Annotated in this window: 15 protein-coding genes; 11 read left to right on the top strand and 4 right to left on the bottom strand. The window is 61.5% G+C overall.

Annotated features, from left to right (window positions below; all coding sequences use genetic code 11):
* Positions 1 to 91 precede the first annotated feature (91 nt).
* From metG to ACW4DH_RS01330, 10 genes are all read left to right on the top strand, one after another.
* Positions 92 to 2,134, top strand: coding sequence for a methionine--tRNA ligase (gene metG, locus ACW4DH_RS01285; protein ID WP_459634540.1), 2,043 nt, complete (start codon positions 92 to 94; stop codon positions 2,132 to 2,134).
* Between the two features lie 251 nt (positions 2,135 to 2,385).
* The gene (locus tag ACW4DH_RS01290; protein ID WP_459634541.1) at positions 2,386 to 3,978 is read left to right on the top strand and encodes a diguanylate cyclase domain-containing protein; all 1,593 of its coding nucleotides are present in this window, start codon (positions 2,386 to 2,388) and stop codon (positions 3,976 to 3,978) included.
* A gap of 136 nt (positions 3,979 to 4,114) precedes the next feature.
* Complete coding sequence (rsxA, locus tag ACW4DH_RS01295; RefSeq protein ID WP_459634542.1) at positions 4,115 to 4,696, top strand: electron transport complex subunit RsxA; 582 nt, start codon at positions 4,115 to 4,117, stop codon at positions 4,694 to 4,696.
* 145 nt (positions 4,697 to 4,841) lie between these two features.
* A complete protein-coding gene (gene rsxB / locus ACW4DH_RS01300; protein ID WP_459634543.1) occupies positions 4,842 to 5,447 on the top strand; it encodes an electron transport complex subunit RsxB in 606 nt (201 codons plus the stop codon).
* The gene (rsxC, locus tag ACW4DH_RS01305) at positions 5,440 to 7,557 is read left to right on the top strand and encodes an electron transport complex subunit RsxC (RefSeq protein WP_459634544.1); all 2,118 of its coding nucleotides are present in this window, start codon (positions 5,440 to 5,442) and stop codon (positions 7,555 to 7,557) included. The genes rsxB and rsxC overlap by 8 nt, the downstream gene beginning before the upstream one ends.
* On the top strand, positions 7,554 to 8,633 hold the full coding sequence (locus tag ACW4DH_RS01310; protein WP_459634545.1) for an RnfABCDGE type electron transport complex subunit D: 1,080 nt from the start codon (positions 7,554 to 7,556) through the stop codon (positions 8,631 to 8,633). The genes rsxC and ACW4DH_RS01310 overlap by 4 nt, the downstream gene beginning before the upstream one ends.
* Positions 8,630 to 9,268, top strand: a complete 639-nt coding sequence (gene rsxG, locus ACW4DH_RS01315) for an electron transport complex subunit RsxG (protein WP_459634546.1) — start codon at positions 8,630 to 8,632, stop codon at positions 9,266 to 9,268. Before ACW4DH_RS01310 ends, rsxG begins: the two co-directional genes overlap by 4 nt.
* Complete coding sequence (locus ACW4DH_RS01320) at positions 9,265 to 9,969, top strand: electron transport complex subunit E (protein ID WP_459634547.1); 705 nt, start codon at positions 9,265 to 9,267, stop codon at positions 9,967 to 9,969. The genes rsxG and ACW4DH_RS01320 overlap by 4 nt, the downstream gene beginning before the upstream one ends.
* 13 nt (positions 9,970 to 9,982) lie before the next feature.
* Entirely contained in the window at positions 9,983 to 10,621 is a 639-nt protein-coding gene (nth, locus tag ACW4DH_RS01325; RefSeq protein WP_459634548.1) for an endonuclease III, read from the top strand.
* 102 nt (positions 10,622 to 10,723) lie between these two features.
* Positions 10,724 to 11,467 carry a YdcF family protein gene (locus tag ACW4DH_RS01330; RefSeq protein WP_459634549.1) on the top strand — a complete coding sequence of 248 codons (744 nt, stop codon included), beginning with the start codon at positions 10,724 to 10,726 and terminating at the stop codon, positions 11,465 to 11,467.
* 12 nt (positions 11,468 to 11,479) lie between these two features.
* On the opposite strand, the gene ACW4DH_RS01335 is transcribed toward ACW4DH_RS01330, so the two are convergent.
* From ACW4DH_RS01335 to ACW4DH_RS01350, 4 genes are all read right to left on the bottom strand, one after another.
* Positions 11,480 to 11,821, bottom strand: coding sequence for a DUF1161 domain-containing protein (locus tag ACW4DH_RS01335; protein ID WP_459634550.1), 342 nt, complete (start codon positions 11,819 to 11,821; stop codon positions 11,480 to 11,482).
* Between the two features lie 115 nt (positions 11,822 to 11,936).
* Complete coding sequence (locus ACW4DH_RS01340) at positions 11,937 to 12,608, bottom strand: glutathione S-transferase family protein (protein ID WP_459634551.1); 672 nt, start codon at positions 12,606 to 12,608, stop codon at positions 11,937 to 11,939.
* Between the two features lie 178 nt (positions 12,609 to 12,786).
* Complete coding sequence (locus ACW4DH_RS01345; protein ID WP_459634552.1) at positions 12,787 to 13,074, bottom strand: HlyU family transcriptional regulator; 288 nt, start codon at positions 13,072 to 13,074, stop codon at positions 12,787 to 12,789.
* 31 nt (positions 13,075 to 13,105) lie between these two features.
* Positions 13,106 to 14,326, bottom strand: coding sequence for an argininosuccinate synthase (locus ACW4DH_RS01350; protein WP_459634553.1), 1,221 nt, complete (start codon positions 14,324 to 14,326; stop codon positions 13,106 to 13,108).
* Positions 14,327 to 14,524: 198 nt separating this feature from the next.
* Here ACW4DH_RS01350 and rnt point away from each other — a divergent pair, with 198 nt between their 5' ends.
* A complete protein-coding gene (rnt, locus tag ACW4DH_RS01355) occupies positions 14,525 to 15,190 on the top strand; it encodes a ribonuclease T (RefSeq protein WP_459634554.1) in 666 nt (221 codons plus the stop codon).
* Positions 15,191 to 15,230: the final 40 nt, after the last annotated feature.

A 15,230-nucleotide genomic window follows, 5' to 3' on the forward strand; every position in this document is an offset into this window, starting at 1 on the left:
CCAAGCGGGCTACAATCGCCCTTTCGTCCTAGCTCATGCCCGAGTCCTAGTGGCGCCCGAATTCTTCGTTTCTACCAGTCACAGAGCCGCCATGCCCACTACCGCCAATGCCCAGCGCAAGATCCTGGTTACCAGTGCCCTGCCCTATGCCAACGGCTCGATTCATCTAGGCCATCTGCTCGAGTACATCCAGACCGATATCTGGGTGCGTTTCCAGAAGAGCCGCGGTCACGAGTGCCATTATGTATGCGCCGACGATGCCCACGGCACGGCGATCATGTTGCGTGCCGAACAGGAAGGCATCACCTCGGAGCAGCTGATCGAGCGTGTCTCACAGGAGCATCAGGCGGATTTTTCGCGCTTCGGTGTGGCCTTCGACAACTATCACTCCACGCATTCGCAAGAGAACCGCGTCCACAGCGAGCGCATCTACACTGCGTTGCGTGATGCCGGTCACATCTCGACCCGCGACATCGAGCAGATGTATGACCCGGTCAAGGGACTGTTCCTGGCCGACCGCTTCATCAAGGGCACCTGTCCCAAGTGCAAGACGCCGGATCAGTACGGCGACAACTGCGAGGCCTGCGGCACGACCTACACCCCGGCGGAGCTGATCGATCCGGTTTCGGCGATCAGCGGCGCCACACCGGAAGTGCGCAGCTCGACGCACTACTTCTTCAAGCTGCCCGACTTCGAGGAGTTCCTGAAGCGTTGGACGCGCTCCGGCCGCGTGCAGCCGCAGATCGCCAACAAGCTGCAGGAGTGGTTCGAGACGGGTCTCAATGAGTGGGACATCTCCCGCGACGCGCCCTACTTCGGCTTCGAGATTCCCGGCGCACCGGGCAAGTACTTCTACGTGTGGCTGGATGCGCCGATCGGTTACCTGGCGAGCTTCCAGAACCTGTGCGATCGCGAGGGTCTCGACTTCGACAGCTACTGGAAGAAGGACTCCGATGCCGAGGTGTATCACTTCATCGGCAAGGACATCGTCTACTTCCACGCGCTGTTCTGGCCGGCGATGCTCGAAGGCGCGGGCATGCGCACCCCGACCGGCATCAACTGCCACGGCTTCGTCACCGTCAACGGTGCCAAGATGTCCAAGTCGCGTGGCACCTTCATCAAGGCCCAGACCTACGCCGAGTACCTGAATCCGGAGTATCTGCGTTACTACTTCGCCGCCAAACTGACCTCGCGGGTCGATGACCTTGATCTCAACCTGGAGGATTTTGCCTTCCGCGTGAACGCGGATCTGGTGGGCAAGGTGGTCAACATCGCCAGCCGCTGTGCCGGGTTCATCAAGAAGCTCGGCGGCGGCCAGCTCGCCGCGACCTGCGCCGAACCGGAAATGGTGGCGCGCTTCATCGCCGCCGGCGATGAGATCGCCGAGGACTTCGAGGTGCGCGAGTTTGGTCGGGCGATGCGCAAGATCATGGAACTGGCCGACGAGGCCAACACCTACATCGCCGACAAGGAGCCATGGGTGCTGGCCAAGCAGGAAGGCCGCGAGCAGGAGGTCCTCGACATCTGCTCGGTGGGCATCAACCTGTTCCGTCAGTTGATGATCTATCTCGCCCCGGTGGTACCGGCCATGGCCGACGAGGCGCGCGCCTTTCTCAATCTCGACAGCCTGGACTGGTATACCCGCCATGACGTGCTGGAAGGGTATATGATCAACAAGTTCAAGCCGCTGATGACCCGCGTCGAGCGTGACCGGATCGATGCGATGATCGAGGCTTCCAAGGAGGATCTGGCGGAGGAGAAGAAGTTGAAAGAACAAGCCAAGGGCCCGCTGGTCGACAATCCCATTGCCGACGAAATCGGCTTCGACGACTTCATCAAGGTCGACCTGCGCGTCGCGCGCATCGCCGCTGCCGAATATGTCGAAGGCGCCGACAAGCTGCTCAAGCTGACCCTCGACCTGGGCGGCGAGACACGCACCGTGTTCTCCGGTATCCGTTCCGCGTATGCGCCGGAAGCATTGGAAGGTCGCCTGACGGTGATGGTCGCCAACCTGGCGCCGCGCAAGATGCGCTTCGGCGTCTCCGAGGGCATGGTGCTGGCCGCCGGTGACGACAACGGAATCTACCTGCTGCAGCCGGATTCCGGCGCCGAGCCCGGTATTCGCGTTACCTGATACGACTCTTTGACACCCGCCAGCGAGCGCATCATGCGCTCGCTGCTTTTTTCCGCTACGCTCCGATTCTTCCGCGCTCCGCCCGGCCCTGCTGTTCCCCATCCAAGCCATGTGGCTGCAGCGCATTCGACGAATGGATGGCAAACCCCGCTCAAGATTGCCTCTCTGCTGCCGATAAGTCCTTGGCTATATCACGACTCACCTCAACGTGAGACGCCCCCCGGGACGCCCAACCCAGCGATCGAGATTCTATGAATCGAGCCCTGTCCTCTCTGCGCAACCGCTTCTTCCTGGCGTTGGGCGTCGTATTACTGCTGGCCCTGACGACACTGGGGGTAATGACACGCCTGTTCGTGATTCCCGAAATGCTGGCCGAAGAGGAGCGATACGCCAGTCTAGAGCTCGACAAGGCCCAGCGAGTGATCGATAGCGAACTGGCCCACCTCAGCCTGCTGACCAAAGATTGGGCGACCTGGGACGATAGCCATGCCTTTCTGCAGGGCTTGATGCCCGGCTATCTTACGTCCAACCTCAGGGATGCGATGGTCTTCGAGGACGCCAACCTGCGCCTGATCGCCTATTTCCGACCCGATGGCTCGCCCTACCGAATCGCCGGCCTCACTCCCAGCGACGGTGCCTATACCTCCTGCCCTGCCGATAGCGGTGAATGCGCTTGGTCTGCACCTATCGTCGAAGTATTACGTGATCAGATCGACAGTGGCGCCGCCAGCCAGGCAAATACCTGGCTGCTGGCCAAGCCGGAACAGGCACTGATCAGCCTGTGGCCGATCGTCAAGAGCGATGGCAGCGGCCCCGTTGCCGGCTGGCTGGGCATGGTACGGATCATGAACAGCCAGTGGTTCAAGCAGCTCAGGAATGAAACCGGGCACAATATCTCCGTTAAGGTCGTCAAGGGATCCGAGGCCAACCCCAGGACGATGCTGGCACGCAGAAGCGCTCAGCATATGGTCGCCACGCGTTCGCTCAAGTCCCTGCCCAGCCATTATCGTCTCAACATGCAAATGATCCTGCCCCGTCAACGCTTTCAGAACAGCATGGGCGCATTTCGCTTTACCCTGTACTGGACCGTCGGTCTGCTGATACTGGTGGTGATGGTCGTGCTGATGCTGCTCGAGCGCATGATTCTGACTCCCTTGCGTCAATTTGCTGTTTTCACCCGAGCCCTGCGGCGCCACAACCTCAATGCTTCTCCCCCTGCCTTGCTGCTGAAGCGACGCGACGAAATCGGTACCTTGGTCCGCCAGTTTCACCGCTTACTCAAGCACCAACAGCGTCAGACCTCAGTACTCGTCGAGCTGTCGCAACAGGACCCGTTGACCGGGCTTGCCAACCGGCGCCTGTTCGATAGCTTCCTGCAAACCTCGCTGAACCGCGCTCAACGTGAACGGCAGTCGCTCGCCCTGCTCATGATCGACGCCGACCATTTCAAAGCCTACAACGATCATTACGGTCATCAGGCTGGCGATGCCTGCCTGATAGCGCTTGCCAAGGTGATGACGCAACACTTCACCCTTCGCCAGCAGCTGGTTGCACGCACCGGGGGCGAGGAGTTCATCGTCATCCTGCCGGTAGCGGCACCCGATGAGGCCCTGCAACAGGCAGAAGCGCTGCGTCAGGAAATCGAGCAGCTCGCCATGCCCCATACCGCCTCTCCCACCGCATCGGTCGTTACCGTCAGTATCGGCGTCGGCGTATCGGCTCCGGACACACCCTATACTTGCGAGTGCCTGCTGCGGATTTCCGATTCGGCGCTATATGTCGCCAAGCAGGCCGGGCGCAACCGCGTCAGCCACGAGCACACCGAAGCCGTCACTTGCCCCTAGGCTGAAGCCGGCCGGTATACGCTGGTCGGAGGGGGGCGTATAATCTCGAGCCTGATATCACGCTGTTGGCGCTACGGCTTGGAGTTTGGGCTTGGCGACCCGGCGAATAGCCGTCTCGACATGACTCGCGGGTTCCATGACCGATTATTTCCTGATTCTGATCGGCACCGTCCTGGTCAATAATTTCGTCCTCGTACAGTTTCTCGGGTTATGCCCCTTCATGGGCGTTTCCAACAAGCTGGAATCGGCGATAGGGATGTCGTTGGCGACGACCTTCGTCCTCACCCTGTCGTCGATTGCCAGCTACCTGACCTACCATTACCTGCTGGCCCCTCTGGGGCTCGCGTACCTGCGCACGCTCGCCTTCATCATGGTGATTGCGGTGGTGGTGCAGTTCACCGAGATGATGGTACGCAAGACCAGCCCTCTGCTGTATCAGGTGCTGGGCATCTTCCTGCCCCTGATCACCACCAACTGCGCCGTGCTCGGCGTGGCGCTGCTCAGCTTGAACCGGCAATCGAGTTTCATGGAAGCGACGCTCTACGGTTTTGGCGCAGCGGTGGGATTTTCGCTGGTGCTGGTACTGTTTGCCGCCATGCGTGAACGCCTGGCCACCGCCGACGTCCCTCGCCCGTTTCAGGGCGCCGCCATCGCCATGATTACCGCCAGCCTGATGTCGCTGGCCTTCATGGGCTTTACCGGCCTGGTGCAGCTTTAAGAGTACGGCTTTAAGAGTACAGTTTTGAAGAGTCAGGCTTACAGAGCTCGGATTTAAAGGGCTCTGGTTTGGAAAACGCGACTTTAAAGCGCAGGGGCAGTGTTTCCTGCCCGTGGCTTATGCGAACGAGGAGTGAACATCGCTCATGCTGGAATGGCTCACCGAGCACGGCGTACTAGCCGCGATAGTGGCCCTGTCGGGATTGGCCATGACCTTGGGGGCGCTGCTCGGCTACGCCGGGCAGCGCTTCAAGGTCGAAGGCAATCCGATCGCTGCCAACATCGATACCCTGCTGCCGCAGACGCAATGCGGCCAGTGTGGCTATCCCGGCTGCCGGCCCTACGCCGAGGCTATCGCAAAGGGTGACGCCATCAACAAGTGCCCGCCGGGTGGCGAGGACACCATCGTGGCATTGGCCGACCTGCTTGGCCGTGAGGTGCTGCCGCTGGATGGCCCGGATGGCGAAACGACCGACAGCCAGCCCAAGGTCGCCTATATCCGCGAGGACGAATGCATCGGCTGCACCAAGTGCATCCAGGCCTGCCCGGTGGATGCGATTCTCGGTGCCGCCAAACACATGCATACCGTGATCATCGATGAATGTACCGGCTGCGACCTGTGCGTCGAGCCCTGCCCGGTGGATTGCATCGATATGCTGCCTCGCACGCAAGGCCTGGACGACTGGCGCTGGGATGCCCCCGCCGTGGGCGGCGGGATCATCGCTTCCGACCGGGAGGTGGCACATGGCTAGCCATTTTACCTTCCATGGCGGCGTACTGCCGCCGACACGCAAAACACTTTCCAACCGGGCCCCGCTGCGCCAGGCCTCGCTACCCAGTCGAGTCATCCTGCCATTGGGCCAGCATATCGGCGCCGCTGCGCAACCGGTGGTTCGTGTCGGCCAGCGTGTTCGCACCGGCGAGCTGATAGCCCGCGCCCAGGGCATGATCTCGGCCCCGGTGCACGCCAGTATCAGCGGTACGATCAGCGCCATCCAGACGTACCCGGTTCCGCATCCCGCCGGCGGCGAAGCACGTTGCATCGAGATCGAAGGCGACGACCGTGACGAACGCCTCACTATGACGCCCCTGAACTGGCGCGTTTGCCGGGACGATGAAGTGATCGCGCGACTGCAGGAGGCGGGCATCGTAGGCCTGGGGGGCGCCGGTTTCCCGAGTGCGGTCAAGGCGCGGGTACGCGAACGCCATGCCATCGACACCTTGATCGTCAACGCCGCAGAATGCGAACCCTACATCACCGCCGATGACCTCACCCTGCGCCACTATGCCGCCGATGTCCTTGACGGGGCTCGGCTGCTTGCTCAGGTGTCGGGGGCCCAACGCGTTCTCGTCGGCATCGAGGACGACAAGCCTGAAGCCGCCGCAGCACTGCAAGCGGTTCTTGACGCATCGTCCGACGAGACGCTTCCCATCACGCTGCACCGCGTTCCCACCCGCTACCCCAGCGGCGGCGAAAAACAGCTGATCAAGCTACTAACCGACCGTGAAGTTCCCAGCCGGGGACTGCCCGCCGATATCGGCGTACTGTGCCACAACCCCGGCACGTTGCTGGCCGCCATCCGCGCGGTACGCGACGGCGAGCCGTTGATTTCGCGCGTCGTGACCTTGACCGGCGAGGCGCTGGAGCGCCCCGGCAACGTCGAGGCACGGCTGGGCACCCCGATCAAGGACTTGCTGACAGGTGCAGGACTGCATACGCACCGACTCGCACGGTTGGTCATGGGCGGTCCGATGATGGGCTTCGCCCTGGAAAGCCTAGCATTGCCGATACTCAAGACCAGCAACTGCCTGATCGCCGGCAGCATCGAGGAGTTTCCCCCGGCACCCGCCGAACAGCCCTGTATCCGCTGCGGGGCCTGCGAAGCCGTATGTCCGGCCAGCCTGCTGCCGCAGCAGTTGTACTGGTTCGCCAAGGGACGCGAGCACGACAAGGCCGAACTGTTCAATCTCTTCGACTGCATCGAATGCGCTGCCTGCGATTATGTCTGTCCCAGCCATATTCCGCTGGTGGAGCACTACCGCAAGAGCAAGGACGAGATTCGCGTGCGTCGACAGGAGGCGCGCCGCGCCGAACATGCGCGTCACCGCTTCGAGTTCCGCCAGGCGCGGCTAGCACGCGAGGAGGCGGAAAAGGATGCCAAGCGCCTGCAGCGCGCCCAGGCGCTCAAGCGTCCGCGAGATGCATCGGCGCTGTCATTAGCGACGCCCCCTGCGCCGACTTCCGAGCGTACCCAGAGCGCGTCTGTCGCACCGGCCTCTCGGCCCCCGTCGCAACCCCAGATCAGGAATCTGAAGATCGCCCAGGCCGCGGCCCGTGCCGCAGTGAAGAAAGCCGAAAAGGCCCTGGCGCGGTGCGAATCCGGCGAAAGCGATGCCGGTCAGCTCGCCGATCTGGAAACCCAACTCGCCACGGCCAGAGAGCATCTGCAGACCGTCGAGACCCGTCTGACAAGTGCCCAGGCCGACGACGCTCCAGCGGGTGATTCCCCTACGCCCGCGACCCGGAACACGCGGGTTAGCGCGTCCGGCGATTCAGCGGAATCGCGCTCCGCCGCGGAACAGACCGCCCACGACAAGGCGCTGAAACAGCGCAGGATCGCCGTCGCTGCCGCGCAGGCGGCGCAACGCAAGGCGCAGAAGACTTGGGAGACGCTCGACGCTAACAGTGATCCGCAGGTACGCGATGCGGCACGCCAGAAGCTTGAACGCACCACGGCCAACCTTGAGCGCGCCCAGGCCGCCATCGGCGAGCGGCAAACCGGCCCGCAAAACGGCGATGCAAGTGACAGTCGCGAAAGCTTCGCCCCCTGCGACAGCCGCCATCAGGAGACGGAGACATGAGCCTGATCCACGCGGGATCCTCATCCGCCGCCCGCCCACCGATACCCACGTCCACGGCACGCATCATGGCCTGGGTCCTGCTCGCCACGCTACCGGGTATCGCCACACTCACCTGGCACTTCGGCTGGGGCGTGCTGATCAATGTGCTGTTTGCCGCGCTGACCGGCGTGCTGCTGGAGGCCACCATGCTGGCCCTGCGCGGGCGCCCGGTAAAGGTTACCCTGCGCGACAACAGTGCACTCGTGACCGGGGTGCTGCTCGGGGTTGCGTTACCGCCGCTGGTGCCCTGGTGGCTGATCGTGGTCGGCATGGCGGCGGCTATCGTCGTCGCCAAGCACCTCTATGGCGGGCTGGGTCAGAATCTGTTCAATCCCGCCATGGTCGGTTATGCCCTGTTGCTGCTGGCCTTTCCGCTGGCCATGACCCAATGGGCGCCGCCGCATGGGCTGCTGGGTGCCGACGCCATCTCTCTGGGTCAAGCGCTGGGCCACGTAACGGGGCTGAGTGCCCCGGCCGACGCCATGACTGGCGCCACGCCACTCGATGCCTTCAAGCATAAACCGGCGACCCAGATGGCCAGCGAATTCTGGGCCGGCGCTCCGCTACCCGACGGCACCCTGTCCGCCTGGCAGCATGCCGCGCTGGCCTGGCTGGTCGGGGGTGGCCTGCTGCTCTATAAGCGGGTGATCGATTGGCGCATTCCCGTGGCCATGCTGGGCACTCTCACCCTGGTGGCTTCGCTACTCTACGCCGGCGAGCCCAGCCATCACGCCAGCCCCTTGTTTCATCTGCTGGGCGGAGCGTCAATGTTCGGCGCCTTCTTCATCGCCACCGACCCGGTCAGCGCCGCCACCAGCCGCAAGGGCAAGTGGATCTACGGCATCGGCATCGGTCTGCTGGTGATGCTGATTCGGGTCTATGGCGCTTACCCGGACGCCGTTGCCTTCGCCGTGTTGCTGATGAACTTCGCCGTGCCCTTCATCGATTACTACACGCAGCCCCGGGTCTACGGCCACGCGCGCCCCAGGCGCGGCATCAAGGTGCCCCCCCTCGATGACGACAGGGACACGCCATGAGCGAACTTATGCGCAGCATCATTCGCAATGCCGTGGGGCTGGGGCTGTTCGCGCTGGTCACCGTCGGTGTGATTGCCGTCACCCAGGCCTTTACCGCCGAGCGTATCGCTGACAATCGCTTGGCAAGCGAGTATCAAGCGCTGGGACAGGTGATTCCCGACACGCTTCACGATAATAACCTGCTCGACAGCGTCATGCTGTTGCCTGCAGCTGACGCGTTGGGCCAGCCCGCTCCCTTTACCGCCTGGCAGGCCCGACGCCAGGGCGAGGTCAGCGCCGTGATCCTGCCGGTCGTGGCGCCCGACGGTTACAGCGGGGCCATTCAATTGCTGGTGGGCATCGACACGACAGGCCGGTTGACCGGTGTCAGAGTGTTGCATCACCAGGAAACGCCGGGGCTGGGCGACAAGATTGAAGTGCGCAAGTCCGACTGGATTACCCAATTCACCGGCTTGTCGCTGGACAACCCGCCGCCACCGCAGTGGGCCGTGGAAAAGGACGGTGGTCGCTTCGACGCCTTTACCGGCGCGACCATCACGCCGCGCGCAGTCATCGGTGCCGTACGCCGCAGCCTGGAATACTTCGCCACTCACCGCGAGAGGCTATTGAGCGAGCCCCGGGGAGACGCCACATGAGCCAATTCAATACCCTGATGCGCAACGGACTGTGGGCGAACAATCCCGCACTGGTGCAGTTGCTGGGGTTATGCCCGCTACTGGCCGTGACGACCAGCGTGGTAAATGCCCTGGGGCTGGGATTGGCGACGCTGCTGGTCATGGTCGGCGCCAACGTTTCGGTGTCGCTGATTCGCCACCACGTGCCGGAAAACGTGCGTTTGCCGGCCTTCGTGATGATCATCGCCGCGTTCGTCACCTGCGCCGAACTATTGATGCAGGCCTACACCTTCCGGTTATATCAGGTACTCGGCATATTCATTCCGTTGATCGTCACCAACTGCGCAATTCTTGGTCGTGTGGACGCCTTCGCCTCGAAAAACGCGCTGCTGCCCGCGGCGACGGATGGCTTGATGATGGGGCTCGGCTTCGGTGGCGTTCTACTGCTGCTCGGCGCTCTGCGCGAGCTGTTTGGCCGGGGGACGTTGTTCGCCGACATGGATCTGCTGCTCGGGCCGATCGCCTCGGACTGGCAACTGAACGTATTTCCCGACTACGATTTCCTGTTTCTGGTGCTCCCGCCGGGGGCCTTTTTCGCCACCGGATTGCTGATTGCGCTCAAGAACGCCATCGATGACCACGCGACGCGCCGTCGCAAAATACCGCACGCCGCCAGCCCCCGCGAGAGTCGCCGGGTCAGGGTCACCGGTATCATCAAATAATTCCGGACGAGTCATGAACGCCGAAAAACGCTACGAAATCTTCGCCCGGCTGCGTGAGCACAATCCCGCGCCGACCACCGAACTGAACTGGGCGACGCCCTTCGAATTGCTCACCGCCGTGCTGCTTTCCGCCCAGGCGACGGATGTCGGCGTCAACAAGGCCACCGCCCGCCTGTTTCCCGCCGCCAACACGCCACAGGCGATCCTCGATCTGGGTCTCGAGGGGCTCAAAGAACATATCAAGACCATCGGTCTGTACAACACCAAGGCCGCCAACCTGATGAAGACCTGCCGCATACTCGTCGATCAGTACCAGGGCGAGGTGCCGCAGACCCGGGCGGCACTGGAGTCGCTGCCCGGCGTGGGGCGCAAGACCGCCAACGTGATTCTCAACACCGCTTTCGGCCATCCCACCATCGCCGTGGATACGCATATCTTCCGGGTTTCCAACCGCACCCGCATCGCTCCGGGCAAGGATGTGGTCGAGGTCGAGAAGAAACTGCTGCGCTGCGTACCCAAGGAATTCAAGCAGGACATCCATCACTGGCTGATTCTGCATGGCCGTTATACCTGCGTGGCGCGCAAGCCGCGTTGTGGCAGTTGCGTCATCGAGGATCTCTGCGAGTATCCTCATAAGGTCGAGATTGCCTAGCGCCTGACGCCAGCGTGTGCCAGACAAAGCATAATCTGTACGCCGCTGTGAACACTCGGGTATCCTTGGCGGCCCGCCTCCACCCGGTCCGAGTTCTACTGGATGACGCTGAATCTGTTCAAATTCGCCCTGTTGCCACCGCTGGTCAATATACTGCTCATCGTGACGGGTATCCTGCTATGGCGGCGAATGCCCTGGTTGAGCGGCGGACTGATTGCATTGGGCGTGGTCAGCCTGATCCTGTTGGCCACACCGGTGATCAGTCATGCTCTTCGTCATGGATTGGAGAATTACCCATCGCCAACGGCGCAACGCTTGGATGAAGCCGAAGCGATCGTGATCCTCGGCGGTGGACGCGATTACGCTTCGCCGGAATTCGGCTGGGGCGATGCACCCAATAATGCCAGTTGGCGGCGTCTGGCCTACGGCGCCAAACTCGCACGTGATACGAAGTTGCCGATTCTCGTCAGTGGAGGCAAAGGGTTCGATGAGCCCATGGCCGAAGCGACCCTGATGGCCAAGGCGCTTGAAGAAGTCTTTGACATACCGGTGCGCTGGCGCGAAACGGCCAGTCGTACGACTGCCGAGAATGCCCGCTTTACCGCGCAGCAACTCGACACGGCGGGAATCAAGCGCATTGTGCTGGTCAGCCAGGCCTGGCATTTGCCGCGTGCCGTTTCCGCTTTCGAGGCGGAGGGTTTCGAGGTGATTCCCGCCCCCACCGAATTCGCCAGTGCCCCGCCTCCGGGCATCATGGCCTGGATACCGCGCGCTTACCATCTACGCCAGAGTACCCAGGCCCTGCACGAATGGTTGGGACGTGCGGTGTATCACTTGCGGCGCTGATCTGACCGCCGCTCACTGGCGCCGATAGATGATCCGCTTGGTGCCACTGTCGCAGCTGCCCACGACTTCCCCTTGCGGGTCGGCTTCACTCGGCCCGACATCGTTGGCCAGGCGCGCCTGAGGCACGATGTCCAGCGTATAGTTCTCGGCACCCGAGGCCTGGATTTTAGCGTCGATTTCGGCACGCAACTCCTTGCAGGGCCGTATCTCCCGTTCTGCCGTTGCCTTATCGATTCCGACGGTGGCGGGTTTTTCCTGGTTGGTCGCCTCATTCTGGGCCTTCTCCAGCGTGGTCTGCGCCAGTGCCGGCAATGCCAGGCCGCTTATCAAGATCATCATGACCAATCGCGACATCCTATGTCTCCTCTCTTCCTGATGGGTAACATGCCCTTGGAACACTCCAAGCTAAGAACAACTTGCGTCCCAGGTAAAGCTTCCCGCCTCGTAGCAGCCTCCCTCATGAGCGAGATCAACTCGACATACGAAATTCGCCCCCCTTGTGCATGGCGCGCTGGTAGGCGGGCCGTTCGCGCATGCGCGCCAGGCATGCCGTAACGTTGGGGTGCTGGTCGAAACCGCCGCGCGCTTCGAGTGCCAGCAACGGGAAGCTCATCTGAATATCCGCCGCGGTGAACTGATCGCCGGCGAACCAGGTCGAGCGCCCCAGTTCGCTTTCCCAGAAAGCCAGATGCTGACGGATCTGTGGCTCGAGGAACTTATCCCTGACCCCGTTGGCCAGCACGCGTCCGATGGGCCGGATCAATGCCGGCACCGGCGGCTTGTCGAGCCGTGAAAAGACCAGCTTCATGACCAGCGGCGGCATTGCCGAGCCTTCGGCATAATGCAGCCAGTAACGATAACGGCGGTAATCGGCGCTACCGTACGGCGGAATCAGGCGGTGTTGGGGGTCATAGGTGTCGATCAGGTAATCGATGATCGCGCCGGATTCAGCAACGGTAATATCCGCATCGGTAATCACCGGTGACTTGCCCAGCGGATGGACCTTCTTGAGTTCCGGCGGCGCCAACAGCGTTTGAGGATCGCGACGGTACTCGACGAGCTGGTAATCGAGCCCCAGCTCTTCAAGCAGCCACAGTACGCGCTGGGAACGAGAGTTCTCCAGATGGTGGACCTGGATCATGCGAGCATCCTTATACGAGACGAAAAGAGACCGACATCATGGCGTACCCGCACTCGACATACCATGATGGCCCTCCGCTTAGCTTCCATCCTCCGATGCCGGTAAGACTTGATTAGCGAACAGCATAAAAAACGGCACTTCCCAGGAAGTGCCGTATGTCATGCGCCGATCAGTGCTTTCAATCGTTGAACAGTTCTTCACCACGATCGTCGATCAAGCGTTTGGCCTTGTCGAGGGTCAGTTCGATACACTCCAGACGGTCGGAGACGATATCCGAACGCTCGAAACGATACTCGCGAGGTTCGCCGTCGTCGACGGGCTGACGAATCCAGCCACTGACGCGATACTGACCTCCGGCATCCTGCGGGTCCGGGACGATTTCGAATCCCTTGTAGTCCGTCGCAGGCACTTCCTCGGCGTTGACGTTACCGCTGCGAAACAGGCCATCAATGAGATTTTTGAGCATGCTCTCTCCTCCTTGATGATGCACGAATGGCTTAGCTGGCACTGCGCCCCTTGCCGGCGGCAATGCGCAAGCGAAGCGCATTAAGTTTGATGAAGCCTTCGGCATCCTTCTGATTATAGGCCCCGGCGTCATCTTCAAAGGTAGCAATCGACTCGTCGAACAGCGATTGTTCGGATTTGCGGCCCACCACACTGGCGCTGCCCTTGTAGAGTTTCATCCGCACCACGCCGTTGACGAAGGCCTGCGTCTCGTCGATCGCCGCCTGTAACATCTTGCGCTCGGGGCTCCACCAGTAGCCGTTGTAGATGACCTCGGCATACTTGGGCATCAATTCATCCTTGAGGTGGGCCGCTTCGCGATCGAGGGTGATGGACTCGATGCCGCGGTGAGCACGCAGCATGATGGTGCCCCCCGGGGTTTCGTAGCAACCGCGGGATTTCATGCCCACATAACGGTTTTCGACGATGTCCAGGCGACCGATGCCGTTATCCCCGCCCAGCTTGTTGAGTCTGCTCAGTACCTCGTGCGGTTTGAGACGTTCGCCGTCGATGGCCACGATATCGCCGCGCTCAAATGTCAGCTCGACATAGGTGGGCTCATCGGGCGCGGCTTCCGGCGAGACGCTCCAGCGCCACATATCCTCTTCGGCCTCGGCCCAGGGGTCCTCGAGAATGCCCCCCTCATAGGAAATGTGCAGCAGGTTGGCATCCATGGAATACGGCGACTTCTTCTTGCTCTTGGAGAAGTCGACGGGAATTTCATGCCGCTCGCAGTAGTTCATCAGCTTTTCGCGCGACGTCAGGTCCCACTCGCGCCACGGCGCAATGACCTTGACGCCCGGCTTGAGCGCGTATGCGCCCAGTTCGAAGCGCACCTGGTCGTTACCCTTGCCGGTGGCCCCGTGGGAGATCGCATCGGCGCCGGTTTCATTGGCGATTTCGATCAGCCGCTTGGCGATCAGCGGCCGGGCAATCGAGGTACCCAGCAGATACTCGCCTTCGTAAATCGTATTGGCGCGAAACATGGGATAGACGTAGTCTCGCACGAACTCTTCACGCAGGTCCTCGATGTAGATTTCCTGGACGCCCAGCGCCTTGGCCTTGGCACGTGCCGGTTCGACTTCCTCGCCCTGGCCAATATCAGCGGTAAATGTCACCACCTCGCAACCATAGGTTTCCTGCAACCATTTGACGATGACGGAAGTGTCTAGGCCGCCAGAATAGGCAAGGACGACCTTTTTCACATCGGACATGCTGGGCTCCTTAGTTCAGTGTCAGGCACGCACAGTGCCACAATCGCCTGATTATAGCGCTGCGAGCGGCACACGAATACCGACGACCGGGACGTAGAATAGCCAAAATGCTACAATCCCCGACACTTCACGGGGGAGCCGGAGTCTCCCCTGCCAAGCGGCGATTCGCCGGGCAGTCACACGGGATGGAGCAAGGGCATGACCGACGCCAGCACACGCGATTTGATGGCTCAACGATTTCGCAGTTATCTACCCGTCGTGGTCGACCTGGAAACTGGCGGTTTCAACGCCCAGCAAGACGCCCTGCTCGAAATTGCAGCAGTCACGCTGACCATGGATGATCAGGGCAATCTACTACCCGACGCCACTTACGCCTTCCATATCGAGCCCTTTGAGGGCGCCAATGTTGAACAGTCGGCATTGGACTTTACCGGCATCGACCTGGAGAGCCCCTTCCGCAAACAGGTTGCGCTTAGCGAAGCCCAGGCATTGGGCGAAATCTTCAAGCCCATTCGCAAATCGGTAAAAGCTCACAACTGCACACGAGCGATTCTGGTAGGCCATAACGCCGCCTTCGATCACACTTTTCTCAATGCCGCTATTGCACGCTGCGGCATCAAGCGCAATCCGTTCCACCCCTTTTCCAGTTTCGATACCGCCACGCTTTCCGGCCTGGCGTACGGACAGACGGTACTGGCGAGGGCCTGTCGTGCGGCCGGCATCGAATTCGATAACAGTTCCGCCCATTCCGCACGCTACGATACCGAGCGCACCGCCGAGCTGTTCTGTGCGATCGTCAATCGATTCAAGGATCTTGGCGGTTGGGGCCTGGCGCAGCGCGAACAGGGAATGGAAGAGAGTTGATCTATCGGTGCTGGCAGAACCTGCCTGCCAGCACCACGGT

Source organism: Halomonas sp. WWR20 (assembly GCF_054602495.1).